We start from the raw sequence: 25,814 nt of genomic DNA on the forward strand, positions 1-25,814 counted from the left end.
TACTTCCCGGGCGTTTTTAGTTTTATACAAAATGTAAATCAGGTCAGTTCAGTGTTTTGCAAAATGAAAAGTTGAAACCCTGTTGTCGGCCCCGGTCGCTTTCAATATAAAAATACCTGTTGGCAGCGCTTTTACATCGATGCCTGCACTTGTATATTCTCCCGCATAATGCAGCAAGCCGGATGTTGAATAGATCTGCACCGACTGTATGGTCCCGGCAGTAGGAGCATCGAGAAAAACCCTGTCTGTCACTGGATTGGGATAACCCTTCACCTGCCCCTTGGAATCTGCGAAGCGCACGTGTTCTATCTTGCTGAAAGCAAACGTACTGTCGGTGTCGACCATACGAAGCCGGTAGAAGTTGTCGGCATGCAGCGGCAGCGGATCAATAAAGCGGTAACGCTGGATTTCTGAATTTTCGTTACGCGTAGCAACGGAACCGACTTTTTCCCAAACCTTTCCTTCTGCACTACGCTGAATTTCGAAATGGCTGCTATTGACCTCGCTTGAAGTTGTCCAAGCCAGCTCCACGGCGGATTCATTTTTTGAAGCCTTGAAATCCACAAGGGTAACCGGCATAGGATCGATGATGGCCCTGATGGTGAATTTGCCGTCGGTATAGGTGGTTTCCCAGATCAATGGCGCGATATCCGGTAGGTTTACCGTTGCGAATGTCCCGGTAATGATGCCTGCATCCAGAAGAATAAATGCATCACCCAGTGCAGGCGTGAAACCATTGATAAATGATACTGTTATCGTCCCTCCTGCGGTAAATGGCCCTGACTGAAACTGGTCATAACCTGTAATAGCGGTGGTTCCGCCGATTTCTACCAGCAGCGTTCCTGTATTCGCAAACTCGCTCGCAAACGCCAGCGTGCCAGGGGATTCACCCGGGGCCAGCGTACCTGCATTGGTAAACGAATTGTGTAAAAATGTGGCATTGCCGCGGATCTCGCCATTGTTGTCGAAACTGCCGCTAACGGAATGTACCCCAGTGCCCGATTGCAACAGCCCGTTCACAGTAAAGTTATTTACGTTAAAGGAAATGTTATCCGGCATCCGCATGGTATGCCCGCTGGTAATGACTGTACTTGCCGCACTGGCGTTGGGAAAAGAAGATGCCGTGATCCAAAAGCTGTTGTCCTGAGAAGATTGCCAGTCGCCCGGAGTGTTCCAGGTGCCATCTGTGACCGCCGTCCTGTAAGAATCACCTGCGTTTGAAACCTTATAGATCGTGTAGGCATCTGCCGAGGTGAATGCTGCATTCAGGTTGGGTATCGTACCGGTTAGTCCCGTCACCTCCAGCTTAATGCTCCCGTTTCCGCTTCCTGTATTTATAGTAACATCATACGTTGTCCCCGATCCCGAAATGCCTGAAACCAATGCGCCGGAAACACCACTGGTCGACAGTGTAAAAACAGAAGCATCATCGATCGTTACACTTTGCGCAAACACAACCTGATAACTGACAGTGCCCTCATTCGTCGGATTGGAGGAAAGCCGGGTAACCGAAGTTACACTTGTTTGCGTATAAAAATCAATTTCGCTGCCATAGGAAGTTCCTATTGAATTGGTTGCATAAGCACGCAGATAGATGCGCGTTCCTGCGGGCAGCCCTGTCACTGTTGTACTGAAAGCACCATTGCCGGAACCGATCCCAACCTTATTGGACAGCTCAATAGTAGGAGCCGCTGATGTACTCCACACAATGCCATAATCCGTGACGGCAGCACCGCCGTTGGCCGTCACTTCACCGCCGACTTTGGCGGTGGTCAGCGCAATTTCACTCGCGGAAGCCGTGGTAACAGTAGGCGCTACGGCAGGTATACCAGTAGTAAATCTCAGCCAGGTAGCACCGCTAACACCCTCGAAAATGCGGCCTTCGGTGTCGGCAAATGCGGCTTTGTCAACGATAACATAGTAAGTTGTTCCACCCTCCAGGTCTGTTGCGGGATCGATCGTAATCGTATTTGAGCCATTGCCGGTTACCTGTGCACTATTCGCGGCAATGGTGGCAAAAACGGCATCGTCATACAGGCGGCGGATCTGAATGTACTTGCCTGCTGCACCGGTAACTGCCTGGCTAAATGTCAGCGAAATGTTGCTGCTCACAGATATCCCCGTTGCAGCGTTGGTCGGGCTGGTAGCAGTGATCCGGGGTGGAGTGCCGTTCTGCTGGAAGAAATACTTCTGGTTTGCTCCGGTGTAGTTGGTCGTAAACACATCCGCATCGCCATCATTATCCCAGTCGGCTACGAACGATTTCATTGCATTATTATAAAAAGCGCCCGAGTTCGGAAGCGAATTGAAAGGGTTGCCTGCGCCTGTCACCTGCGTAAAAGCGCCGCTGCCATTGTTCTGCCAGAAAACAAGCGTTACCGAGCCATCAGAAGTATGCAGATCGATATCACCGTCCGAGTCGAAGTCCCCGGAAAGAATCTGGTTATCACTGGCTATTGTCATGCCGTTGAAAGGATTTTCACCTCCCGTCTTTAATGAATATACGCCATTGTCATTGCGGTAGTAGTCTCTCACCGAATTTCCTCCGACCCTGCTTACAAAAATGTCCACGTCGCCATCATTATCCCAGTCTTCAACGTGGGCATACTGCGCACTTGAAAAAGCAGCTTTGCCAGGCAGACCATCAAAAGGATTTTGCGAGCCCGTCACATTACTGAACGCGCCGCTGCCATTATTGCGCCAGAACTGATTATCAAGATCATTTCCAGGATAGTTATGCAAATCAACATCTCCATCATTGTCGAAATCTCCAAAGATCAGCTGGTTGTTACCACTCACATTAATGCCGCTGAACGGGCTCGAAGCGCCACTCAGCAACTCGTATTTTCCATTGTCGTTGCGATAATAAAAGTTCTTTTCGTTCTGATTGGAGTTACGCATCGGGACGTAGATATCATCGTCGCCATCATTGTCCCAGTCCGCCACAAACGCACCCGACGCAGAATAGAAAACTGCGTTCTCATTGACTTTTTCAAATGGATCCGCAGAACCGGTCACTTTTGCAAATGATCCGCTGCCGTTGTTTTGCCAAAATTCGTTAACGGTTCCTCCCGGATAGGAATGAATATCAATATCACCATCCGCATCAAAATCCCCGTAGATCAGCTGATCATCACCAGAAATTGTAATGGCACTGAATGGACTTGACCCGCCAGTCAGCTGTGAGAAGGCAGGCACAAGTAAGCCATTGAATTTCAAGATCGTAAAGACGTGTTCTTTAACTATTTTACCAACAACATATTCGAGGTCCCAGTCTCCGCCGCGGCGAGCTGAGCCAGTTTGGTCGTTGGAAGCGGCCACGGGCACACCGAGCATACGGTGGATCCGCTGTACGAAACCCTCTCCGCTGCGGCTTGCAGTAAGCTCGCAGCTGTAAATAAGCAAACTTGATTTGCCCACTTCAAGTACATTACCCAAACTTTGCCAAAAGCTGTTGTGCTCCGCAATATTGGCATCATTAAGCTGGGTCTGACCAAGCACAAAATTGCCGTCCGTACCATGCGTTATAATGTGCACGCGTTCGGCCTTGCCCTGCGCAGTAAGCTGTTTTGTTAATTTGCGAAAACCTTCCCGGCTATTCGAAACATAAATCACTTCTGATCCGGGGCTCAGCCCATCCGCCAGGGAGCGAAAGTCTTTCAGCGACTCGTCAATGATGACCAGGTCGGAAACTGTTTTTCGGCTGAATTTTTGATAGGTTACTATCGAAAAAGCGAGCAAGGAAAGTAAAAAAAGGGAGAGCGTAAAGGTTCGTTTCTTCATATATAGGGAGTAGAAATAGTTGATTATAAGGTAAAACTGAAATCAACACCTTTCATACCCATATATGAAGTAAACTTTATTTAATTGTACGTTCTCCTCTTCCCACTTATTTAATAACCCTTCGAGAGATCGACCTCATCGGCAATCTCCTCGTTTTTCAGGTATTTCTGAACATTATCGACAAACTTGGCAACCTTATCGCGATCCCGCATTTTGTGCGCCGCCCCTGTGTGCTGGGTAAGTATTACATTGGTCATTGACCAAAGTCTGGAATCTTCCGGAAGTGGTTCCTTTTCCGTTACGTCCAGGACAGCACCAGCCAATCTGCCGCTGTCCAAAGCGTCGATCAAAGCCGATTCATCGGTGGTGTTGCCTCGGCCAATGCTTGCGTAAAGCGCACTTTCTTTCATGGCATCAAAGAAGTCTTTGCCCGCATATTTATCCAAATTCCCAGGTAATGTATTGACTACTAAATCAGTATCCGGAAGCTGGGCAAGCAGGTCATCAAAGGAATGAATGTCTGCGTCCGGATCGCTTTTCGCGGTCATCTGCACATTGCATCCGAATGCTTCCAGCATTTTGCCAACATTTTCACCGATGGCCCCGGATCCCAGGATAATTACCTCTTTTTCTCCTAAAATGGAAAGTTCGTTCTCGACCGCCTCCCCCTCCCATTTTCTGTTGATCTGATTTCGAACCATGAGATGCACGCCCCTGTAAAAGCCAAGGATGCCGGCAACGATAGTCTCGGCACATGCTGCGGCGGACATATCACCTACATTAGCGGCCTTACCCTTGAATTTCATGTCCTTATACTGCTCAAAACCCACATTTTCGAGTTGCCAGAATTTAAGGCTTTCCGGAATGTCCTGGAAAGAATCCGCAGGTGGATTACCAATCAGAATTTCAGCAGACGCTATCTCCTGCATCACTTCCTCATCGGAAAGCTCGCCTTTGGTTACGATGTCAGCATTATCGGGAAGCTGTTTTTTTAGTTCTTTCAAATATTTTTCTTGCAGGTCTGCATAAATAACAATCTTCATAAAATTCGGTTAAAGTAAGAATCATTGCCTCCTGAGCCGGGCATCCGCTTGTGGCTGCCCTCTTAAATAACCGCGCCAGCAGGCCTGTTGCCACTCGTATTCGTAACGGACTTTGGAAAACAGAATCAGCGAATGCAACAGGATGGCGAAATGTGCATGACTGCTCGACTTTTGTCCATTCTATCCCGCTTTCCAACCTGCCAATTTTGCATTCAGTAAAGGGTAGCGGAATGTCCCGCGCCCATATCATAACTCATAATACATCATGAAAAGACAACAGAACCGCACCCTGGGTGCATTCGAAAAAGCCTTTTGGCTGCTGGATCAGATCGATTCCAAGGACTTCGCGCTCGCCGCAGACATTTCGGGCACATTACCCATTGAAAAATGGCGCAACGCACTGGATATGGCACAAAAGCGCCACCCGAACCTTTCTGTGAAGGTTACCCTGGATGAGCTGTCGAGGCCTGTATTGCAGCATGTAGAAGGTATTACCATTCCGCTCCGGGTGGTGCATGTGGAGCAGGATTACCGCTGGGAACAAGAAGTCGAGAAGGAGCTTTCTGTGCGGTTTAATACGGAAGAAGCTCCGCTATTAAGGGTTGTTCTGGTGCAGAAACCAGAGCACACTGTCCTGATTCTGGTAGCGAACCACACCGTTGCTGATGGGTCGTCATTGAGCTTTTTGACCCGGGATATATTGCTTGCCGTCACCGGAAAACAGCTAGAACCCATGCAACCGCAAGTGTCCAACGACCAGACGCTTAACCTTCCGGACGACGTTCCTGCCCAGACCGCAGACGAAGTCCTGGAACTGAAAATGAAAACGGACATTGTGCAGCCGCTGGTTTCATCCATCCGTATTTCTGAAAAACTTACCCGGAACCTGCTGGAAAAAGCCAGGCAAGAAAACACAACCGTTCACGGTGCCATTTGTGCAGCAGTGCTATTGGCGTCCAGGCAGATGCGCAAAGAATGGGATGATGCCAGAATGGAACTGGTCTCTCCCGTTTGCACAAGAGGGCCGCTGAATCTGGACGATAACTTTGGCCTGAATATCACGACGCAATCCGTGTTTTTTGAAAAACAGCCGGAATTAACATTCTGGGATCTGGCCAGACTTGCAAAAGCCGGGCTTGATGGGACTAATTCAACGGAATATGTAAACGGCTATCTGTCCTTTTTCCGCGACATTGTATTTGGGCACAATGATATGCAGCAAATGATTGATGTTTTAAAAACCGCATTCAACCACCACATTATGGTGACCAACCTGGTAAAGGTGCGTTATCAAACGGATTTCGGGCCTTTGAAGCTGGAAGCACTTTACGGTCCGATGGTGCGCTCCGGAAAAGGAATGGAACAGACCATCGGCGCATTGACAACCAACGGCGCCCTTTGCCTGACCAACACAAGCGACAATCCAATCCCCGGCTTGCTCGCTGAAATAGAGCGCATGCTTAGGGAAGCTTCTCAGCTGAAATCGCACACTGCATGTCCTTTCGGATAAGTGTTCGCAAGCGACACAACTAGCGGCCTTTTAGAAACGCTGATTTCCTGTTCCGGGAAAAATGTACAAGGCACATTGCCTTTTATCCATTCTTCCAGGGGATTTAATCCGCCACCTTTGTCATGTCGAAACGCAAAGACAATCAGCTAATGGTTAGCTGATTAAATCAAAACAAATTCAAACTTACTACTCAAATGAAAACTGTTGCCTTGACCATCGCATTCTTGTTCACTTTCATCCAAAGTCAATTTCTATTCGCACAAACACGCAAGCCGGCATCAGCAGGAAGGGAAGAATACATTGAAGTGGAGAAAAATGTAAAGCTTCACGTGATCGACCTCGGCGAAGGCCAGCCGGTTGTGCTCATTCACGGATGGCCGCTGAACAATGCGATGTATGAGTATCAATACCAATATCTGGTTGAAAAAGGGTTCAGGGTAATCGGCATTTCCCTCCGCGGTTTTGGTAAATCGGACAGACCTTTTGGAAAATATGACTTCGACACATTCTCCGACGACATTAAGGTGGTGTTGGAAAAATTGAAAATTGAAAATGCAACGCTCGGAGGCTTCTCACTCGGAAGCGCAGTAACACTCCACTTTGTGACGAAATATAACGGAGCGCATATCAGCAAGTTGGCCCTATTCGGAGCAACAGGCCCATCATGGAAACAACGCGAAGGCTATCCTTACGGCATCACCGAACAAGGTGCATCTGACCTGATCAAGCAGACCAAGACGAATCGTCAGCAACTGGTATCGGGTTTTGGCAAAGGCTTCGCCGGACAGGAAGGAAGTTTGTCAGAAGAATCGCTAAGATGGTTGGAAGGCATTAACCTGGACGCCTCTCCTTACGCTACAACGCAGGCTATCAAAGCATTAGGTGACCTGGATTTACGTCCTGAACTAAGTAAAATTAAAATCCCCGTTGCCTTATTCCATGGTGTAAATGACAAATTGTGTGACTTCTCTTTATCAGAACAGCTGCACAAAAGCATCAAAGGTTCTTACCTTGTAAGATTTGAGAAAAGCGGACACGGTTTATTCCTGGAAGAAATGGATAAATTTAACTCCGAACTCGAAAAATTCGCAAGGAAATAATGCCCCTGGCAAAAGCTGTGAACGGAACGACCGCTTCACAGCTTTTCCGGTAACATTTAAACAATACAACATTAACTAATATCTGCGTATATAGCCATGAGTACAACGGTGTTCAATAATAATTCAAAGACATTAGGGCTGCTGCAAGTCTCACAAAGCCAAATGGACGCCATCAACGGCCCTGACTACAAGCAATATATCAAGATCCTGTATCTGCCAGCCGGATATAAGCTGAGAGTGGATTTTGCCTGCTACGACACCCAGCAGCCAACGCTTTTCTTCATAAGTCCTAATCAGTATCTTGAAATGGAAGTAACGGGTGACGAAAGCGGCTATTTCATATTTTACAACCGTGATTTCTACTGCATTCAGATTCACGATCAGGAAGTTGCCTGTGACGGACTTCTGTTCAACAACATCAGGAACATGCCGAAAGTAGAGGCCTCCGCAAACGAAATTGCTTTTTTAGGATCGTTATTCAAGGACATGATCGAGGAATTCCATTTGAATGACAGCTCGCTGGAAGAAATGGTCAGGACGTATCTCAAACAACTCCTCATCCGTGCAACACGCTCCTGGAAAAGGCAGCATCTGGACAACGCCGTGACGGATCAGCAAAGCGACCTGGAATTTTTCCGCAAATTCACCAGGCTGGTCGAAGAACATTATAAATCCAAACACACCGTCGCCGACTATGCGGATTTCCTGTGCATGGCGCCAAAAACCATCACGCACAAATTCAACCGTCTGCGTCTGCCTCAACCCAATGAGGTGATTAAAAACCGCATTATCCTCGAAGCGAAGCGATTACTAGTCCACACATCCCTCACTGCCAAAGAAATCGCCTACGACCTCGGCTACAACGACCCCGCCTATTTCAGCAGGTTATTCATGACCAAAACCGGTGAGTCCCCGTCCAATTTCCGGGCGAATTTTGTGGGGTAAGCTGGCGTCCTGGTGAAACATTAGAAGCACAACATTTTAACCAACCGCTAGCGATATCTTTTTAAAATGTCATCAATCCTGGGATCGGGAACGAGGTTGGTAGTGCCTGCGAGGGTGACGTGCTTATAATCCGGATGCATGGTGTTGATTACGTAATTGAATGCTTCGGGCATTACTGCGGAGGGCACTTTTAAAGCAATGGACTTTGCCTCATGAAACAACTTGTCTCCTATTGGCAGGCATGCCGTATAGTCATTGGGATCTCTCCATGAAGGATCGAGGTCATTTACGCTGATTTCCTCGATTGAAACGGGATCCGGAACGGAGATAAACATGATTTGAAAATCATCATTAAACCCCACTCCCTGCCTTCTTACCATATTTTCAAGAAATGCCAACGGAATGGATTCTGCAGCATATAAGACTTTATTCCCGGCACTGTTCCAGCGCCCCTGCATCCCGGATGCAAACAAAGTGCCGCTATACATTTTATGGACAATCCTGTAAATCAGCATATTTAAACCGGATATCCTTGTGCCAGCTTGTCCAGTTCTTCGGCCAGAAAGTCTACACCTCCTCCTGTGCCCAGCCAATCCGCCGGCTTTTCATTTGAATTCCAAAACGGTTTCTGAAGCCAGTAATTGAACTCGTCCACATTGCCAAAAATCTGTTCGCCCTTTTCAAACAAAGCAATCAACTTCAATAAATGCTCTCCATACAACGGATCAAGCTTTTTTTGAGACTCTTTGTAGTTGCTGATCGTCCTGGAAGAAAGATTAATTAATGCTGCCAGGTTCTTTTCAGGCATTTTGATGGCTTCGGCAAAATCGTAGAATACTTTGGGTTGAAGACCTTTGCGTGCCGAAATAACGATCGCAAAGTTGCTCCCCAGATCAAGATAAGTAAATTTTGCTTTTAAGCTGTGGTAAGGCTGGTTGCCGGATACTTTCATCGATTCTGATCGTTAATATACGAATATACGAAATTTTTCTTTATACAAAACGAAAATTTTCGTCAGGCAAAAACAAGTCCTGGTCACCCTTCATCTGCTTTATCAATCCCCCTTCTTTATCAATCCCCCTTCATCTCCTGCCTACGCATAGGCATGGCGTCGATCTGGCCGAATAACTTTTCAGCTTTTACGATTTCGGATGATCTTAACTTTTCACCGCCGTCCCGGCCGATGAGGAGGAATGTGAATGCGGCTGTGCTGTCGATTTTCCACTTTTTCCATTCCGAGACATTTTCCTTTGCGTAAGCCATGGACTTAACTTCGATGTCACGCTCCTGAATTCCTTTTTTGGAAGCATTGAGCGTTTCTACCTGTGACTTCCATTTTGCTTCTCCACTTTCGTTGTAAAAAAGCAGAACCTTGCGGGGCTGGTCTGTGATCATAGATGCGATGAATATTAGTCCAAATAATGTTTTCATACTGAGGTGTGTAATTAAGTTGCCGGTGAGATTAATAAACAACTTAATAGCAATTTACTGACCAATTAAAAGAACGGTCTGTTTTTTAGCATTGTCCCGGTTTTGAAACAGGTAAAATCATTATCATCTCACATTTAACAGGAAAAGATTCTACATTTAAAGACTTTAAATCAACCCTGCACAAATGATCAGATCGGTTTTTATATCCTTTTTATTGCTCCTGGCCATGCGCGGCATAGAATGTAACGCGCAAACTGCATCTTCAAAACAAAATAAACCGGATAAGCGGGGAATTATCACCGGCGCAGACCAGACGGACAAATACTTGCAATATCTGAAAGGAAAACGAATCGCTCTGGTTGCCAATCAGAGTTCTTTGATCGGCAATAAAAGCAGCGTGGACAGTCTGCTGAGCCTGGGTGTTAACATTGTAAAAGTGTTTGGGCCTGAGCATGGTTTCCGGGGGAATGCGAGTAACGGAGCGGTGGTAAATAATGAAGTGGATACAAAAACGGGCATTCCGATCATCTCTTTATACGGAAAAAATGAAAAACCCAAGAAAGAACAGCTGGCGGATGTTGACCTGATGGTGTTCGACATTCAGGATGTGGGCTGCCGTTACTATACCAACATTAATACGCTTGAATATGTGATTGAAGCCTGTGCGGAAAACAACAAAGAGCTGCTGATCCTCGACAGGCCCAATCCCAACGCATATGTGGTCGACGGGCCGGTGATGACGGATGATAAGTTCAAATCGGCCATAGGAATCCATTATATCCCCATGACACACGGCATGACGATCGGTGAATTTGCCCAATATCTGAATGGTGAGGGATATCTGAACGAAAAATGCAGGCTCAAAATCATAAAAGTTGCGAACTATGATCATGATAAACCCTATACGCTTCCGATCAATCCTTCACCCAATTTGAACACGCAGCAGGCCGTCATGCTGTTTCCCAGTTTGTGTATGTTCGAGGGCACGGCAATCAACGAAGGCCGGGGGACGCTCATGCCATTTACTATTTTGGGTGCGCCAGCATTGAAAGGCCAATATGCGTTTTCATACAAGCCGGTGAGCATTCCGGGTATGAGCGAGCGCCCGAATCACAAGGATTCTGTGTGTTATGGTCTTGACCTTCGCACTTATGATGTCGACAAGCTCCGGGCGAGTCGCCAGATCAACCTGGCCTGGCTCATAGAGTTATACAATGCATATCCGGATAAAGCGCGATTTTTCTCCCTCGGCCGGGCAAATCAGGACATTTCTGCATTCGACCTACGCATCGGCACCGATACATTAAGGAAGCAGATCATAGCAGGCATGTCGGAAGCGGACATCCGGAAAAGCTGGGAGCCCGGATTGCAAAAATTTAAAGCCTTAAGGGCAAAATATCTGCTGTATCCGTAGGCGGCACAGAACTGCTTCCCCTGAAATAAACCTACACCACCCCGCCCATCAACGGATCCGTCTTGGTTACTGAGCCGGTTTCAACGTGTCCCGCGAAGCGTTCTTCGAATGTTTCGTTGCCTGCAACTTTCACGCTGAAATCGTACCAGTTGAAGTTTTTGGATAAATTTAAAACCATTGTGGCCTTTCCGCCGGCTGCAATGGTTTTGTTTTGCGCGCCCGATTTGTAACTGTTGTCGGCTATGATAATGCTGTGGGATTTCGCGTCCAGATTTTGAATGTTCACTACTACATGGCCGGTCAATTTTGCGTTTTTGGATTCATAATCACAAGTCACTTTCAGCAGTGGGTTGCCGGAGTTACCCTTAAACTCCCGATAGAAACCGTTCGGGCCGTAAACGCGGAGATGATAGTTGCCATTTTCAAAATCGCCGATATTCCAGTCGTCATGCAGTTCGTCGCCTGCTGCCGAGCTGTAATTCCAGGCACGCAGCGTTTCGTTTTGATAAGGATTCAATGCGTAAACCCTGAAAGGCGCGCCGCTTGATCTGGTCCCGAACACCGCATTACCAGCCTTGAAGGACACCCGGATGCTGTTTTTCGTTTTGTCAAAATGCAGGTTTGAATAAAGCTCATAAGGCAATGCGCAGGCCGGGCGAACACCTTCTTCCTGCACTGGAAAATCCTGGGATTTGCGCAGATCTTTGCTCATTTCCCGGATCTCGCTCGCGCTTAGGGATTTGAAATTATCGGGCGCCTGGCGGAATTGTGCCTGGTGAATGCCTTCTATGAATTCGGTTTTATTCAAAAACGCAGGCTGCTCGATTTTCTCGCCCAGGTAAGGCCGGAAAACGGATGTGAGGTCGCCGCAGATAGTTCGGCGCCACTGCGTAATGTTCTCTTCTTTTACTTTTTTATTGAATTTTTTCTCAATAAAATTTTCAAGAAACTGCAAAGAAGATGTGTGGTCAAAAACCTCCGAATTCACAAAGCCGCCGCGGGACCAGGGAGAGGCAACGATCATCGGCACGCGGTAACCCAGTCCGATAGGCCCTTCACGGAGCTTGCTATCGTTCATCGACGGATTCGTTTGCTGACTGTTTGTTGCAAAGTCCATTTTCGGATCGATACCCGCGGATACTTTGCCTGAGTTTTCTTTGTAGGGATTAGGAACAGTAAAAGGAGGAACGTGATCGAAATAACCATCATTTTCGTCGTAAGTCAGGACAAAGATCGTCTTCTTCCAGACTTCGGGATTTTTGAGCAAAATCTCCATTACTTCACTCACATACCAAGGGCCGAACCAGGGCTCGCCCGGGTGATCGGAAAAACGTGCGGGCGGCATCAGCCAGGAAACGGCAGGTAGTTTTCCACTTTCCACATCGGCCCGGAACTGATGGAATACGTCGCCTTTCGGGACATTCAGCGTCCGCTCCGTTCCGTTATCGTTGTACTGCAATGGTGTTAGCGTGTGAAAGTCAGGGTCGTTAATGTTGGTGGTAAATGCATTGGTATTCAAATTCTTATGCTTTGCAGAAAGCGCATTGAATGTGTCCTGATTAAACTTCTGCTGAGCCGTTTCAATGTTGGAAAGCAGCTTCCTGGCAGCTGCAAGCTTTTTGCCCGACTGCTCGTCCGCAGGCTGTTTTTCCAGCTCCGCAATTGTTTCCAGTAACGCTTCTTTTTTTGTTTGCAGATTTGCGATCCCGCCTTCGTGGAAGCGCACATTGTATTCTTTGAAATACTCCAATACATTGGTCCCAAAGTTACTCAGCCAGCCGCTTTCTTCACTTTTCAGACCGTAACCCATGGTAATTTCATTCTGATAAATTTTCCAGGGAATGCCATTTTCTTCGAGCCTTTCAGGATATGTTTTCCATTCGAGTTCGGGATAAACATAGTTGCTGATATTCCAGAGATGTGCCTTCGCATCGGGTTCGTTCTGCTCCCGGACCGTCCCTGTCATCCAGTAATAGCGGTTGGGATGCGTTCCCGTAATGCTCGAACAAAAGTTCTGGTCGCAAACGGTGAACGCATCGGCCATAGAATAATAGAATGGAAAATCGATGCGGTTGCAATAACCCATCGTGAGCGGAATGTCGGCGTATTGCTTCTTGCCTGGCTTTTTGGCGTCGAGCCATTTATCGTATTTCCCTTCGTTCATCGCATCCGTCTGATCCGACCAGCCGTGCGGAATGGAGCCCATCCAGGCAACCTTCGTATCCTTGACATTCAAATGGAAAGGCGCATAAGTTTGGCCCGCTTCATTCGACTGGAACCAAACCTTATTTTTATCAGGAAGGTCAATCGCGCGTGGATCATTATAACCCCTTACGCCCTGCAATGTGCCTAACTGATGGTCAAACGAACGGTTTTCGAGCATCAGGAAAACGACGTGCTCGGCGTCATAAAAAGTGCTTCCCGGCGCAGGATCGATCGCCAGTGCTTTTTGAATAACAGGCGGTAACATGTTCGACAACGCGCCTGCGCCTGTCAGTATGGTTGCTTTTTTTAGAAAATCTCTTCTGGAATCCATTGAATTTATCACTCTGCTTTTAAGCTTTAATCAAAATGTGACCATGAACAACAGCTCATGTATTTTTTTGCAAAAAACGATTCAATCAGACTTGAAACAAAGCTCCCTGGATTAACATTATGTTGTGTTTTTGCTCATCAAATGCCGTTTCGTGGATGTTAGTGCTCGATAAAATGCCGACTTACCCGTTTTAGTCCACCTATTCATGCCTTTTGTTGGACAAATGGCTTCTCCTTCACAAATATCTTTGTTGAAAAACAGAAAGGTAAAAAATGGTTGATATCATTAAAAAAGCGGCATCGGGTTTATTGGAAAGAATGTTTGATACAGCCATGGTGGTGGCGATCAGGACCTGGCCCGGAGCAGATATATTTGAAATTGATTTGCATCTTCCAGACATTGACCTGGATAGCTGGGACTCGATCAAACGCTTGAAGTGCAAGGTGGACACGCTCGAATACCGCGATTACACGCCCGCGCTTTGGAACTCGGAAACAAATATTTGTACAATGTTCATTGATAGCGGACATAAAGGTGCAGGGAGTCGCTGGGTCCGGACACTTAAATCGGGCGACAAAATTCTCTTTGGGGCCGCCCACGCCGCATCGCTTCCATCCCAAAACGGGCCGGTATTATGCCTTGCCGATGCCAGTGCGATCGGACATTTCCTGGCATTGAAGCAGCTTACCGACCGCTGTGAACATCCGCTGGACGTTGCTGTACTCGTGCATAGCGCCTATGAAATTCCAGAGATTTTTAAAGAAGAAAACCCTGAATTTCATTTTGTTGAATGTTCAGAAAAAATCGGCTTTGATCGTTTGGAGCAATGGTTTCTCGGTAAAAACCTGGCGGATTATAATTCAATATATATTGCAGGAAATGTTACCCTAATGAAAACGCTGAGAGTCAAACTGAAAGCAAACCCAAATGTACGTGCCCGGATCAAATGCTATGGTTTTTGGTCTTAACAGCCGATATAATGACAAATCAAGAAATAGAAATCCGTCACCTGCAACACCGCATGACTGGCATTGAGATTGGCCAGGTTTCCGAAGAAGCCTATTTTGATGCTATGTCTGATAGAGTCCGGGGCCCTCACCGTCACGATCACTATTTCTGCTTCCTGCTGGAAGGAGGATCTATGGGCGGGTCAATCGATTTCCAGGACGTGGACATCAACCAGCCCGCACTTTTACTTTCGTGTCCCGGGCAGGTCCATGATTTCCGGCATGCAGAAAAAGTCACTGGCTGGGCGGTTGCTTTTGATGCAAAGTATATTGATCGAAGCGCCCGCGTGGTGATCGAACATTCTCTTGCAAACATTGCTATCATCCTGCTGAATGATGCTGACAAAGAATGGTTTGTGCGCATTTTCAACTTGCTATCCGCAGCAGTAAATGAAGAGAAACCAGCGCAGTTCCGGCAACAGTTAATCCAGTCTCTGCTTAACTCCCTGTTTTACAGCGTTGTCAATATTTTTCAATACCAGGAAAATGAGCGTATCCAGGCCGTGTCCTCCCGGAGTGTTGATATCGTCAAAAATTTCAATCTCCTGGTTAAGGCGAATTTTCATACGTTGAAAAAACCGGCAGATTATGCCGCACAGATGAACATTACAGTGAGTTACCTCAACGACACGGTCAAGTCTATAACCGGGTTTTCGTCCACCTGGCTGATCAAACAAGAAGTGCTGCGGGAAGCACAGCGCCTGCTATTTTATACTACAAAGAGTGTGAAAGAAATTGCATTTCAACTTGGGTTTGAAGATCATAAATACTTCATCCGGCTATTCAGCAAAACAATCGGAACATCGCCCGCCAGCTTCCGTAAAACGCTTGGTGCCGGAAAACAAAAGCACGCAAGTGCCGCCTTAAAGGCATAAATGTTCACTTGCCAATATCAGCAGTCATTTCCCGTTCGCTCAATAAGACGACCGTTTCCTCATTGCTTTCTTTCCGCTTTTTGATTTGCACTAGTTTTAGGTTGAACTTTAACTCAACTGAAAATGAAGCATTTATCAATGGGGACACCTAGACCGGCACTTAAGACAAATCCGCAAAGTAAAATCAGACGCGAACTTTCCAAAATAGGCACTATAAATCAAACCTTACCTATCATGCTATCGAATTTAGTAGAACAACTTTTGAGCAAGTCTGTATTTGATAAACAGCTTGGCGCGTCACAGATTAATTTAACAATTGACCCGGACGACGAGATGTTCGTAAAAGGTCATGAGGAAGCGTATTTCCAAACGGGAATTTCTGCGTTGCAAAACATTGCAGCAGCATTGCTCAGTGCAGGAAAAGATCCATTGCTGGTAAAACATGTCTTGGATTTCCCGTGTGGCTATGGACGAGTCATGCGGTTCTCGAAGGCATACTTTCCAAATGCTGAGTTCTACGGCAGTGAAATTACACAGCGACATCTGGATTTTTGTGCTAAAACTTTCGATGCCAAAATATTTTTGTCAAAAGACAAGTTTGCGGAAATTAATGTCTCTCAAAAATTCGATGTGATTTGGGTAGGCTCGCTTTTCACTCATTTATCCAGCAACAGATTCAAAGAGTTGTATGAATTTTTGATATCGTTATTGAAGGAAGATGGCGTTTTAATATTTACAACGCATGGGCGGTTTTGCTACGGTCATGTTCAAAAGGGAAGCCGTCGCAGGCATGTTATAGAAGCGGGATATCTCGCAACCGGATTTGGTTACTGCCACCAGCATGGTACAACTGTTTATGGAGATTCGCTCACGAACCCAAAGTGGCTTTTTAATTTTATACAAAAAAACAAAAAAGGGCGCGTCATATATTGGGCTGAGCAAGGCTGGAATAGCTGGCAGGATGTGATCGCAGTAGTTCCAAGTAAATAACGCGATAAATTCTCCAAACAGGCAAACGCACCTCCCGACTTTTAGATCCTCCGTCAGTCAGTTAATTAGATTGCCGGAGGATTTTGCCATTTACCGCAAAATAAGAATTTCTATACTTTTTGTCAGAATATTTCAATATTACTGACGTAAATATTTTGCTCGGATTGTATCGGGCTTCTTCTTTTCCAATTTCACCTTAACCCCTTTTTACTTATGGCAGAACCATTTTTATCAGAAATCAGAATGGTCAGTTTTTCATTTGCTCCCAAGGGTTGGGCGCTGGCAAACGGGCAGTTAATGCCCATTAACCAGAACCAGGCCCTTTTTGCTCTTCTGGGAACCACATTCGGCGGCGATGGCCGTGTCAGTTTTGCACTGCCTGATTATCGCGGCCGCACGCCGATTCACGTGGGCGCGGGACATAATCTGGGAGAACGGGGCGGTGAACAGGCCCACACCCTGAGCGTCGCTGAGCTTCCCAAACACTCGCATTTGCTGAACGAACTGGATACCGGGAGCGTAGACAACAATGTAAACAATCCCCTCAACAACCTGTTTTCCAACTCCAAACCCAACGACCTCTATCAGAATACGGCAGCCAATCTGGTCCAACTTGCTCCAAATACCATTGGCGGCGGCGGTGGCAGTCAGGCGCATTTAAACATGCAGCCGTTTCTCACAATCAGTTTTTGCATCGCTTTACAGGGCATTTTTCCAAGCCAGAATTAGTCATTAGCGATCTTTTATTCCATCATTTAAATTAAAAAAATAATGGCGCAGCCTTATATTGGAGAAATCAGGATGTTCGCAGGGAATTTTGCCCCTCTCGGATGGTCCTTTTGCGACGGGCAACTTCTGCCTATCTCCGAAAACGAGACCCTTTTTCAGTTGATCGGAACTACTTATGGTGGAGATGGAGAGTCTACATTTTGTCTTCCGGACCTGCGTGGACGCCTGCCGGTGCACCAGGGAAACGGATTTATGCTGGCCGAACCCGGGGGCGCGGAAGAAATTACGCTGATAGTCAACCAAATCCCGGCACATGAGCACCCCATGTTTGCTTCCGCGGATGGCGCAAATTCTGCGCAACCTCTCAATGCTGTTATCGGAAATTCATCTTCGGTGAAGATGTTTATGGGCGATCCACCGTCTGCTGCCTCAATGAGCCCGGTTAGCATTCGTCCTACCGTAGGCTCATTACCGCATACAAACTTCCAGCCTTATCTGTGTGTAAGCTTTATCATTTCACTTTTTGGCATATTCCCCTCTCCTACCTAAGCATACTCCTATCCCTTTTTTATAACCTCAAACATATTTAATAATGGCAGATCCATTTGTAGCAGAAATTAGAATGGTCCCTTTCAATTTTTCACCCAAAGGCTGGGCGTGGTGCGACGGACAATATCTTCCCATTTCACAAAATACAGCATTATTCTCCCTATTGGGTACGACGTATGGCGGTGATGGTAAATCCAATTTTGCATTGCCCGACCTGCAAGGACGCGCGCCCATGCATCCCGGCCAGGGCCCTGGCCTATCGCTTCACGACCTGGGAGAAAGCGGGGGCTCGGAAACGGTCACGCTCCTGGAATCGGAAATTCCTATGCATGGGCACACAGTAAACATTACACCGCAGCCGGGAGAAATTTCGGACCCATCGGGACACACGATCGCAAGGTCTGTTAATGGTGCTGTGTTTCTCGGTGGAAGTCCGAATGGCTATATGTCTGCCAGCTCAATCGGCGAGGCAGGCGGCAGTCAGCCGCACAACAATATGCAGCCTTACCTGACCACCTATTTTTGCATAGCGCTGCAAGGAGTGTTTCCACCGCGGCCGTAGCGCTGCACGCATCACCCAAATTTATCAACTGAAAATTTTTACCGATTAATGGAATTTACGCCAGGCCACCCGGAGATAACGCTACGCCGCATCGACCAGTCAGATATGCCCTCATTGCTTGCCATGTATGCGAGTACGCGGGAGGAAGAAATGAGTAAAGTGCCCGGATGGAGCGAGACGATGAAGCGTGAATTTATCAAAAGCCAGTTTGACGCGCAGCACAGCCATTATCAGAAAAACTATTCAGGAGCCGATTTTTGGGTGATTTGTAAAAATAAATCGAGTGCCGGCAGGCTGTATGTGCATGAAAATTTTCAAGGGCGGGGCATGCGGATCATTGACATTACCCTGCTTCCCGCGTTTCGGAATTACGGGACCGGAAGCAGTATACTTAAAGATCTGATGCAGCTTTCGACCCAATCCGAAAAACCGCTGAGCATACATGTCGAAAGCTTCAACCCCGCAAAAAACCTTTATAACCGGCTCGGGTTCAATAAAATAAGCGAAACAAACGGAGTCTATCATTTAATGGAATGGAAACATACGATTTAAGCAAACTAACTGCCCAGGACTTCAAGGATCATCTGGGTCAGACGCTGAACATTGAATTTGCGAATGGTGAGGCTGTTGCGGCCAGTGTGGAAAAAATAACCGAACTGGAAACCTACTCTCCGCTGGAAAGAGGCGCTTTTTCGGTAGTACTGCAAACCCCGGGCGACCAAAGTCCCCGTCAGCAAGGAATTTACACACTTTTACATCCTCAGTCAGGCCCGCTGGAAGTGTTTCTGGTCCCGATCGCGAGGGACAAGGGCGGCGTAAAATACGAGGCTGTCTTCTCCTGATTTCCAGGGCATTGTCTCTTTTGACAATGCCCTTGTTCTTTACTCAAAAAATCTAATAATGAAAAACTTATACTTCTTTTTAGCTGGGGCCGCTATGCTCGTCTCAGGACTTTTCATCAACGATTCTGGTCAGCCACCGATTTCAGAACTTCAAAAGGCTGCTCTGCTAACTTCGACACCAGCAAGCAAATCACAATCAATTGTTCCGTTCAAAAGAACAAAGGCCAATAAGATAATGCTTTTTGCGCCCACTATTTCTGCCACTAACACCTATGCACTTACCAACGACACGGGCTTGCCGGGCGCTTCTGTGGGGGACGAACTGGAATACACAGTGACAATCACCAATAGCGGCACGGACGCAAGCGGCGTCACTTTTACAGATCAGATCGATGCCAATACAACACTCGTCGCGGGATCCCTTAAAGTGAGTCCTATTGCTCAAAATGATGTTTACAATGCGATAGGAAATGTAGGACTGGACATCCCTGCGGGAAGCGGCGTGCTTGTCAATGACAGCAGCCCCAACGGTGCTTCCATCAGCATCGTGGGATCCGGAGAAATTGCGACAAGCCAGGGAGGCGCAGTTACCCTTGATTATAGCACGGGTGCTTTCACTTATTTACCGGCCGCAGGCGTCACCGGTAACGACACATTTACCTACACATTGCAAAACGGATCGGGATTGACCTCGACAGCAACGGTCACCATTGCAACCACCAGCGCGATATGGTTCGTAAATTCGGCTGCAAGTGCCAGCGGCGAAAACGGAACACTGGCAAAGCCTTTTACTTCTCTGGCAGGTTTTGCGGCTATTAATGATGGTGCGGCGCTGCATCCGCAAGCGGGACATTCCATTTTTCTATACGAGGGAAGTTATACCGGACCTGTCGCGCTGCTCAACCAGCAAAAAGTAATTGGTCAGGGCGCAGGCGCGTCCTTGCTGGCGATCTCCGGATACAGCACGCCAAGTGGAAACAATCTTCTTCCCGCAACCGGCGGCAACCGCCCGGCATTAACAAGTTCGGGCGGTGCCAATGTGATTACTACTGCCGCTGCAAATACAATCCGCGGCCTTAACATCGGCAACTCGGGAGGAGCGAAAATTGCAGGATCAACAGCAGGACTGCTTACCATCAGCGAGATAGCCTTAACCGGCAACGGCAGTGCGCTTAACCTGGCCAATGTTACGCTGGCAGCAGATTTTTCGGAACTATCTTCAAATGTGGGTTCAGGACCGGTTAGCCCGATTGACATTTCATCTGTCGGCGGAAACTTAAAAATCGGCTCCGGAACAATTTCGTCATCCAATGTTGCTGCTATTGACGTAGCAGGAAGCTCGCTGGGTCTTGATGTTACATTGGCGGCGGTATCATGCAGCAATGCCGCCAAGGGCATCGCAGTGTCCGGCACTACGGGGACTTTTCAGATCACAGGGTCAGGCGCTACAGCCGGCTCGGGCGGAACGATCCAGAACATTTCCGCACGGGGTATTGAATTCACCAATGCGGCCGGTGTTACGCTGAACAACATTAACCTCATTAATGCCAATGGTTCAGATTCCGGGGGATGCGGAACATCCGATAATTCAGGATGCAACGCGGCTGTTTATGCCAATGTTGTCAATGGATTTAAATTAGAAAGAATCATTATTACCGGCACCACAAACCAACACGGCATTAACCTGCGGGGCGTTAACAATCTGACTATCAGCAACAGTTCTGTGCAGAATGCAGGAAACGCTGCTACCGAAGGTGCTATTTTCGCCACAAATACTACCGGGACGGCCTCTATTACCAATTCTACTTTTGCCAACAGCACCATTGCCAATGCGCCTTCGGGGAGGGTTGCGTATTTTGGAAATACAGACTCCAACTTATCGCTTCTGACCGTTGATAATTCCGATTTTACGGATTCCCCCAACAACGGCGGAATCCTGATGGAGGGTTACGGGAATTCGCAAATGAACTTGAAGATCACAGGCGGCAGCCAGTTTCTCAGATGCGAGACACAAGGCATAAAAATGATTTCCAATAATAATTCCCAGTTGGTGGGTGACATTCAGGGCGCAGTTGTGAATAACCTGGCGCTCAACGGTGTGACCCGGCTCACTTCAATTGGCATTGATTTGCAAAGTACGGGCACCTCATCATTGAAATACAACATTATCGGAAACAATTTCCGTTGCAAAAATGGCACGGGGATCAACCTCAAGGTGAGCAACAATTCCACGCATGAAGGAACTGTGGACGGCAATACCGTGGTAAGTGATGGTGGCGGTGGATCGGGAATTTACTTTGATACGGAAGGCCCTACTGCAAAAGGGATTGTCAAGATCAGCAACAACACGGTGTCTGGCATCCTGAATGACTTTGGCATTGGGTTTTCGGGCTACGTTACGAATAGCAACACCAAAAGTGACTTGTCGATCATCGGAAATACGATTACAACCGGACCGAACGCTTTTAACGACATTGATGTCAATTTTATCTCAAGCTTTTCGGATAACCAGGGCAAACTTTGCACTTACATTGCTAGTAACAATGTAGCGGCGGCTACGGGCGTTGCGTTGCGCCTGCGTCCGGGTGCGCCAGGGAATCAGATCATTCTTCAGGGTGCGGGCAATACGCTCCAAGCAGTGTGGAGTGGGAACGGGAATACGCCGCAAAATGCATTTCTACTCTCTGGCGGCTCAGGTACAACCAGTTACAATACAGGCCAAACCTGCGCAGTGCCTAATGTTTCGGCACTGAGAATCGCAGCAGAAGAAACGGCATTAAGACAAGGGCCGCCGGATGCTGACAATGTTTCAGATTCAATTCAATCAGCAACAGCAATTTCAGATACAAAGCCTGAGGCGAATACAAATGAACCTGACCAGGCAAATGAGGTTCAGTCCAATACCAGAACAGCGGCTCCTACGGCTGGCGAAACTGTTACTGTGAATGGCACCGGGAGTGGCTTTTCACTGCCTGCCGGTGCGAATGTGATCGTAAAATTCAAGGTGACGGTAAACAATGATATCCCCGTAACAACCTGCGAGGTCACCAATCAGGGATCTGTGAGCGGAAATGATTTTAGCACCGTCCAGACAGACGATCCCGGCGCGCCAGGATCTAGCGATCCTACGATTACAGCCATCGTTTCAGCACCGGTGATCAGTGCCTGCCCTACCAACCAGGTTGTAGACCCGGACGCTGGCGCCTGTACTGCAACCCTATCGCTTCCAGCGACCGTTGCAGGATGTCCTGCGCCAACAGTTGTATACAGCGTTTCGGGAAGTCCGATCACATTCCCCTATATTTTCCCCGCTGGCGTGACCACCGTGGAGGTGAACGCCTCCAACGGAATTGGAACGGATGCGACTTGCTCATTTACAGTGACGGTTACGCCAACCCCAGCGCCGGTAATCTCGCAGGATCCGCAGGATCAGCTGATTTGTGCCGGCCAGGACGCGTCATTTACTGTGGCCGCAACCGGCGTAGTAACAAACTACCGGTGGCAGAAAAAGCCTTTTGGCGGCGCATTCGCAGATATTGATGCAAGCACAAATCCGAGTGCAAACTCAGCAACATTGGCGTTGACAAATGTGCCGGTAACTGATAACAATTTGGAATATCAATGCATTGTTTCCAATCCGTGCAATAGCGTCACCTCAGCAGCAGCTACATTGACCGTCAACGAAATTACTGCTTCTACGATCTCAGGCACTGCGACTGTTGACCAGGGTGCGTCCGCTCCTGTGGTGACCTTTGGTGCAACCGGTGGAACGCTTCCCTATACTTTTACTTATAAAATCAATGATGGGACTGCAACTACGATAGCCACAGCCGGTGCGGCAACGACGGTTGGCGTTACTCAGTCTACTGCAAGCGTTGGTGTGTTCACCTATGAACTTGTCAGCGTTACCGACGCGCAGGGATGCACATTGACACCTGGGTCGGCACAGACAGCCGTCATCACAGTTGCTAATAGCTTAACAGCTTCTATATCAGCAGGAAGTTCTGCTTGCGTTGGTGCTGTTTCTCCACAAGTTACCTTCACGGCTGTTGATGGTGTGGGGCCATTTACATTTACCTATAAAATAAACGCCGGTCCCGACCTGCAAGTGACTACAACCGGAGCGAATACAACAGCCAGCGTTGCAGTTTCCACCGCAGCAGCCGGAAGTTTTACCTATGAGCTGATCAATGTCAGTGGTGCAGGTGACGCAACGACAGCTGTTTCCGGACAAAGTGCTACTGTTGTTGTAAATGAAACCCCAACCATTACATTGGGTCCGGATGCATACAGCTGTTCCTTTAATCTAAATACGTATTCGGTGGTTTTCACGGCTACGGCAGGCGCCACAGTCACAACTGATAAGGGCACGATTTCCGGAAATAGCGTGATCGTTATACCGAGCAACGAGACGGCCGTTCTTACTGTTACAAAAGACGGATGTTCCAGTACATTGTCCGTATTCCGTGACTGTACGCTCCCTGTCACACTCATCGATTTTTCGGCATCGCGCCAGGAAAACGCTGTGGTGTTAAAGTGGCGGACAAGTGAGGAAACAAACAGCGAAAAGTTTGAAATTGAGCGAAGTATCACGGGGAAAAGCTGGGAAACGATTGCAACCAAAAAATCCGGGGGCGAAAGCTCGGTGACCTTGAATTATACATTTAAAGATGATAGGCCTAATACAGGGGATAATTTTTACCGATTAAAAATGATCGATACGGATCACACTTTTGCATACAGCCATATTGTCTTTGTAGGTATTGAAGGAACGCATCTTCTTGAAATTTACCCTAACCCGGTGTCAGATCTGTTATCTATCAAAACCAATTCGACGATTCAGATCAGCTCAGTTGAACTGCATAATGTCAAAGGCGTACAGGTTCACAAGTCACAAATCGGAACTGCGAAAACCGTTTCGGTCGGTAATTTGCCTGCTGGCATTTATGTTTTGTCAATTTATTATCAAAATGGAAAAATAGATCGTCAGAAAGTGCTGATCAACAGATAAGCATTGGATGGAACGGACCACTGGGCCGTACAGATCAATCCAAAATTTTATGTAAAAAACAAAAACCGTTGCAGGACATTCTTGCAGCGGTTTTCGTTTTTAGCAGTCTTCCCTCCATGTCTGCTTTTGTGCATTTGCATAGTAAAAATTGTCCCGCGTCGGTGCTGTTTGGCACGAAAATTATCTAAGATCGCCTCTGATTAATTATGCCAACATAGCCATGCTTTTTTAAAATTTAATATAAAAACAATGATTAATCTTCACTAAAACCATAAGACTATGAACACGAAAACAATGTATCTGGCATTATCACTTTTGATTTCGGCTGGATCGCTCATGGCACAATCCACTGCCACGCAGAAACAGGCAACGGAATCGAAACAAAAAGCCGCAACGGGCAGCCAGACCAGTAAGCAGGCACAGCAGAATAAGGGAGGAAGCGTAACCAGTGAGGCAACCACCGGCACCCCGCCCACGCATATCGACAAAACGAACAGCGTCCCGGCTGCCAGCAATCCGCAAAATACTGGTGTAAATTCGGCCAACAGGAAAAAATCGGGATCAACTGTTCAGGGTGGCAAGGACACAACGGGCAAAGGTTCCAGCAAATCTGGTCAACGGCCGGGAAATAGATAAGGTAAAAATATGGCGGGCCGCAAGGGATTTCTTGCGGCCCGCCATATTTTAAATACACTAATATTGCATTGAGTATAGTCGGGGCGGTCAATGTTTATGGGCCGAGGAATCACTTTTATTTGTGATAACCAATTGCCTGATCTCACCTTTCTCCCAGGCATTTGCGCCTGGATCAACCGCAGGAACGGGGATGTCCTTTCTGTTCTGTTTTTTCTTCTGTGACGAGATATTGAATCGCTTATCGCGATCAGCCAAAATGCCCGCGTTGAGTTGCCCTTCTTTCGTAAACCCCATCATGATCATTGGGGAACCAACAGGCAGTTCTTTTTCGAGATCGGTATGCCAGGTGTGGATGGTTTTGCCATAGGTAGATACCAGTTTTTCCATGAGCTCGTGTTCTGCAACTTCCGGTATGCCCGGTGCAATGAGTGATCCGGAACTGACTTCAAAGTGATGACTGTGCCATAATTTCTTCTCTTCCGGACTCAGGCGAGCAAACATTTTCGCGGTAATGATGTATTCGACCCCCATGATTTTGGCGTCCTTCCCGTTGCCATCAAAAATAATGGCCTGGTAAACATCCTCATTAATCTGGTTCACGTAATGGTGAGCCTCCATTTGTGAATTCATATTTCCATTGTAAAAATGGAACCCATCCAGGTAAGCATTGAACCCTTTCAGCGGGGTTTTATCCTGTATCAAATCCGCCCCTACATTTAGAGTCTTGTCTTTCGCAGACTTTTCATCGCCGGGCGCTTCCACATTCGATGATGAGTTTTTACCACCACAGCTTAGCAGGGCCAGTGTTAACGCACATAACGGAATGAGTTTATTCATGGTTTATCCAATTT

At 47.3% G+C, this 25,814-nt stretch carries 21 protein-coding genes; 14 read left to right on the forward strand and 7 right to left on the reverse strand.

The features are described 5' to 3' along the window. Positions 1 to 48 precede the first annotated feature (48 nt). Entirely contained in the window at positions 49 to 3,783 is a 3,735-nt protein-coding gene (locus L0660_RS07970; RefSeq protein WP_235159004.1) for a DUF4347 domain-containing protein, read from the reverse strand. Positions 3,784 to 3,893: 110 nt separating this feature from the next. After that, positions 3,894 to 4,826: a D-2-hydroxyacid dehydrogenase gene (locus L0660_RS07975; RefSeq protein WP_235159005.1), complete on the reverse strand. Its 933-nt coding sequence runs from the start codon at positions 4,824 to 4,826 to the stop codon at positions 3,894 to 3,896. A gap of 265 nt (positions 4,827 to 5,091) precedes the next feature. Between L0660_RS07975 and L0660_RS07980 the strand changes: the two genes are divergently transcribed. The 3 genes from L0660_RS07980 to L0660_RS07990 all read left to right on the forward strand — a co-directional run bounded on the left by L0660_RS07980 (position 5,092) and on the right by L0660_RS07990 (position 8,381). Next, positions 5,092 to 6,336 (forward strand): phthiocerol/phthiodiolone dimycocerosyl transferase family protein, encoded by a 1,245-nt coding sequence (locus tag L0660_RS07980; protein WP_235159006.1) that lies wholly within the window; start codon positions 5,092 to 5,094, stop codon positions 6,334 to 6,336. A gap of 194 nt (positions 6,337 to 6,530) precedes the next feature. After that, positions 6,531 to 7,436 (forward strand): alpha/beta fold hydrolase, encoded by a 906-nt coding sequence (locus L0660_RS07985; protein WP_235159007.1) that lies wholly within the window; start codon positions 6,531 to 6,533, stop codon positions 7,434 to 7,436. Positions 7,437 to 7,532: 96 nt separating this feature from the next. After that, a complete protein-coding gene (locus L0660_RS07990; protein WP_233798673.1) occupies positions 7,533 to 8,381 on the forward strand; it encodes a helix-turn-helix domain-containing protein in 849 nt (282 codons plus the stop codon). A 47-nt stretch (positions 8,382 to 8,428) separates the two neighbouring features. Here L0660_RS07990 and L0660_RS07995 read toward each other — a convergent pair whose 3' ends face one another. The 3 genes from L0660_RS07995 to L0660_RS08005 all read right to left on the reverse strand — a co-directional run bounded on the left by L0660_RS07995 (position 8,429) and on the right by L0660_RS08005 (position 9,812). After that, positions 8,429 to 8,896 (reverse strand): RES family NAD+ phosphorylase, encoded by a 468-nt coding sequence (locus tag L0660_RS07995; protein ID WP_235159008.1) that lies wholly within the window; start codon positions 8,894 to 8,896, stop codon positions 8,429 to 8,431. 2 nt (positions 8,897 to 8,898) lie between these two features. Beyond that, complete coding sequence (locus tag L0660_RS08000) at positions 8,899 to 9,333, reverse strand: antitoxin Xre-like helix-turn-helix domain-containing protein (RefSeq protein WP_035360399.1); 435 nt, start codon at positions 9,331 to 9,333, stop codon at positions 8,899 to 8,901. A gap of 119 nt (positions 9,334 to 9,452) precedes the next feature. Next, on the reverse strand, positions 9,453 to 9,812 hold the full coding sequence (locus tag L0660_RS08005) for a DUF4174 domain-containing protein (RefSeq protein ID WP_235159009.1): 360 nt from the start codon (positions 9,810 to 9,812) through the stop codon (positions 9,453 to 9,455). Between the two features lie 184 nt (positions 9,813 to 9,996). Between L0660_RS08005 and L0660_RS08010 the strand changes: the two genes are divergently transcribed. Beyond that, positions 9,997 to 11,226 carry an exo-beta-N-acetylmuramidase NamZ domain-containing protein gene (locus tag L0660_RS08010; protein WP_235159010.1) on the forward strand — a complete coding sequence of 410 codons (1,230 nt, stop codon included), beginning with the start codon at positions 9,997 to 9,999 and terminating at the stop codon, positions 11,224 to 11,226. A gap of 31 nt (positions 11,227 to 11,257) precedes the next feature. Here L0660_RS08010 and L0660_RS08015 read toward each other — a convergent pair whose 3' ends face one another. After that, positions 11,258 to 13,762: a phosphocholine-specific phospholipase C gene (locus L0660_RS08015; protein WP_235159011.1), complete on the reverse strand. Its 2,505-nt coding sequence runs from the start codon at positions 13,760 to 13,762 to the stop codon at positions 11,258 to 11,260. A 272-nt stretch (positions 13,763 to 14,034) separates the two neighbouring features. Here L0660_RS08015 and L0660_RS08020 point away from each other — a divergent pair, with 272 nt between their 5' ends. The 10 genes from L0660_RS08020 (at position 14,035) to L0660_RS08065 (ending at position 24,963) form a co-directional block, all read left to right on the forward strand. Further along, the gene (locus L0660_RS08020; protein ID WP_233798679.1) at positions 14,035 to 14,730 is read left to right on the forward strand and encodes a siderophore-interacting protein; all 696 of its coding nucleotides are present in this window, start codon (positions 14,035 to 14,037) and stop codon (positions 14,728 to 14,730) included. An 11-nt stretch (positions 14,731 to 14,741) separates the two neighbouring features. Beyond that, complete coding sequence (locus tag L0660_RS08025; RefSeq protein WP_235159012.1) at positions 14,742 to 15,644, forward strand: AraC family transcriptional regulator; 903 nt, start codon at positions 14,742 to 14,744, stop codon at positions 15,642 to 15,644. Positions 15,645 to 15,767: 123 nt separating this feature from the next. After that, on the forward strand, positions 15,768 to 16,634 hold the full coding sequence (locus tag L0660_RS08030; RefSeq protein ID WP_235159013.1) for a class I SAM-dependent methyltransferase: 867 nt from the start codon (positions 15,768 to 15,770) through the stop codon (positions 16,632 to 16,634). 213 nt (positions 16,635 to 16,847) lie between these two features. After that, a complete protein-coding gene (locus tag L0660_RS08035) occupies positions 16,848 to 17,363 on the forward strand; it encodes a phage tail protein (RefSeq protein ID WP_235159014.1) in 516 nt (171 codons plus the stop codon). Positions 17,364 to 17,405: 42 nt separating this feature from the next. Continuing rightward, a complete protein-coding gene (locus L0660_RS08040; RefSeq protein ID WP_235159015.1) occupies positions 17,406 to 17,912 on the forward strand; it encodes a phage tail protein in 507 nt (168 codons plus the stop codon). Between the two features lie 43 nt (positions 17,913 to 17,955). Further along, the gene (locus L0660_RS08045; RefSeq protein ID WP_233798684.1) at positions 17,956 to 18,474 is read left to right on the forward strand and encodes a phage tail protein; all 519 of its coding nucleotides are present in this window, start codon (positions 17,956 to 17,958) and stop codon (positions 18,472 to 18,474) included. Between the two features lie 48 nt (positions 18,475 to 18,522). Beyond that, positions 18,523 to 19,026, forward strand: coding sequence for a GNAT family N-acetyltransferase (locus tag L0660_RS08050; protein ID WP_235159016.1), 504 nt, complete (start codon positions 18,523 to 18,525; stop codon positions 19,024 to 19,026). Next, on the forward strand, positions 19,008 to 19,316 hold the full coding sequence (locus L0660_RS08055) for a DUF6916 family protein (protein WP_235159017.1): 309 nt from the start codon (positions 19,008 to 19,010) through the stop codon (positions 19,314 to 19,316). The genes L0660_RS08050 and L0660_RS08055 overlap by 19 nt, the downstream gene beginning before the upstream one ends. Before the next feature lie 58 nt (positions 19,317 to 19,374). After that, a complete protein-coding gene (locus L0660_RS08060; RefSeq protein WP_235159018.1) occupies positions 19,375 to 24,327 on the forward strand; it encodes an Ig-like domain-containing protein in 4,953 nt (1,650 codons plus the stop codon). Between the two features lie 279 nt (positions 24,328 to 24,606). After that, complete coding sequence (locus L0660_RS08065) at positions 24,607 to 24,963, forward strand: hypothetical protein (RefSeq protein ID WP_235159019.1); 357 nt, start codon at positions 24,607 to 24,609, stop codon at positions 24,961 to 24,963. An 87-nt stretch (positions 24,964 to 25,050) separates the two neighbouring features. Here the strand turns inward: L0660_RS08065 and L0660_RS08070 are convergent, their stop codons facing one another. Next, entirely contained in the window at positions 25,051 to 25,800 is a 750-nt protein-coding gene (locus tag L0660_RS08070; protein ID WP_235159020.1) for an OBAP family protein, read from the reverse strand. Positions 25,801 to 25,814: the final 14 nt, after the last annotated feature.

The organism is Dyadobacter sp. CY351 (genome assembly GCF_021502625.1).
GTDB lineage: Bacteria > Bacteroidota > Bacteroidia > Cytophagales > Spirosomataceae > Dyadobacter > Dyadobacter chenhuakuii.

What these genes read in the sequence shown, in the direction of transcription:
- L0660_RS07970 (WP_235159004.1), bottom strand. Translation starts at nt 3,783, where the DNA reads ATGAAGAAACGAACCTTTACGCTCTCCCTTTTTTTACTTTCCTTGCTC.
- L0660_RS07975 (WP_235159005.1), bottom strand. Translation starts at nt 4,826, where the DNA reads ATGAAGATTGTTATTTATGCAGACCTGCAAGAAAAATATTTGAAAGAA.
- L0660_RS07980 (WP_235159006.1), top strand. Translation starts at nt 5,092, where the DNA reads ATGAAAAGACAACAGAACCGCACCCTGGGTGCATTCGAAAAAGCCTTT.
- L0660_RS07985 (WP_235159007.1), top strand. Translation starts at nt 6,531, where the DNA reads ATGAAAACTGTTGCCTTGACCATCGCATTCTTGTTCACTTTCATCCAA.
- L0660_RS07990 (WP_233798673.1), top strand. Translation starts at nt 7,533, where the DNA reads ATGAGTACAACGGTGTTCAATAATAATTCAAAGACATTAGGGCTGCTG.
- L0660_RS07995 (WP_235159008.1), bottom strand. Translation starts at nt 8,896, where the DNA reads ATGCTGATTTACAGGATTGTCCATAAAATGTATAGCGGCACTTTGTTT.
- L0660_RS08000 (WP_035360399.1), bottom strand. Translation starts at nt 9,333, where the DNA reads ATGAAAGTATCCGGCAACCAGCCTTACCACAGCTTAAAAGCAAAATTT.
- L0660_RS08005 (WP_235159009.1), bottom strand. Translation starts at nt 9,812, where the DNA reads ATGAAAACATTATTTGGACTAATATTCATCGCATCTATGATCACAGAC.
- L0660_RS08010 (WP_235159010.1), top strand. Translation starts at nt 9,997, where the DNA reads ATGATCAGATCGGTTTTTATATCCTTTTTATTGCTCCTGGCCATGCGC.
- L0660_RS08015 (WP_235159011.1), bottom strand. Translation starts at nt 13,762, where the DNA reads ATGGATTCCAGAAGAGATTTTCTAAAAAAAGCAACCATACTGACAGGC.
- L0660_RS08020 (WP_233798679.1), top strand. Translation starts at nt 14,035, where the DNA reads ATGGTTGATATCATTAAAAAAGCGGCATCGGGTTTATTGGAAAGAATG.
- L0660_RS08025 (WP_235159012.1), top strand. Translation starts at nt 14,742, where the DNA reads ATGACAAATCAAGAAATAGAAATCCGTCACCTGCAACACCGCATGACT.
- L0660_RS08030 (WP_235159013.1), top strand. Translation starts at nt 15,768, where the DNA reads ATGAAGCATTTATCAATGGGGACACCTAGACCGGCACTTAAGACAAAT.
- L0660_RS08035 (WP_235159014.1), top strand. Translation starts at nt 16,848, where the DNA reads ATGGCAGAACCATTTTTATCAGAAATCAGAATGGTCAGTTTTTCATTT.
- L0660_RS08040 (WP_235159015.1), top strand. Translation starts at nt 17,406, where the DNA reads ATGGCGCAGCCTTATATTGGAGAAATCAGGATGTTCGCAGGGAATTTT.
- L0660_RS08045 (WP_233798684.1), top strand. Translation starts at nt 17,956, where the DNA reads ATGGCAGATCCATTTGTAGCAGAAATTAGAATGGTCCCTTTCAATTTT.
- L0660_RS08050 (WP_235159016.1), top strand. Translation starts at nt 18,523, where the DNA reads ATGGAATTTACGCCAGGCCACCCGGAGATAACGCTACGCCGCATCGAC.
- L0660_RS08055 (WP_235159017.1), top strand. Translation starts at nt 19,008, where the DNA reads ATGGAAACATACGATTTAAGCAAACTAACTGCCCAGGACTTCAAGGAT.
- L0660_RS08060 (WP_235159018.1), top strand. Translation starts at nt 19,375, where the DNA reads ATGAAAAACTTATACTTCTTTTTAGCTGGGGCCGCTATGCTCGTCTCA.
- L0660_RS08065 (WP_235159019.1), top strand. Translation starts at nt 24,607, where the DNA reads ATGAACACGAAAACAATGTATCTGGCATTATCACTTTTGATTTCGGCT.
- L0660_RS08070 (WP_235159020.1), bottom strand. Translation starts at nt 25,800, where the DNA reads ATGAATAAACTCATTCCGTTATGTGCGTTAACACTGGCCCTGCTAAGC.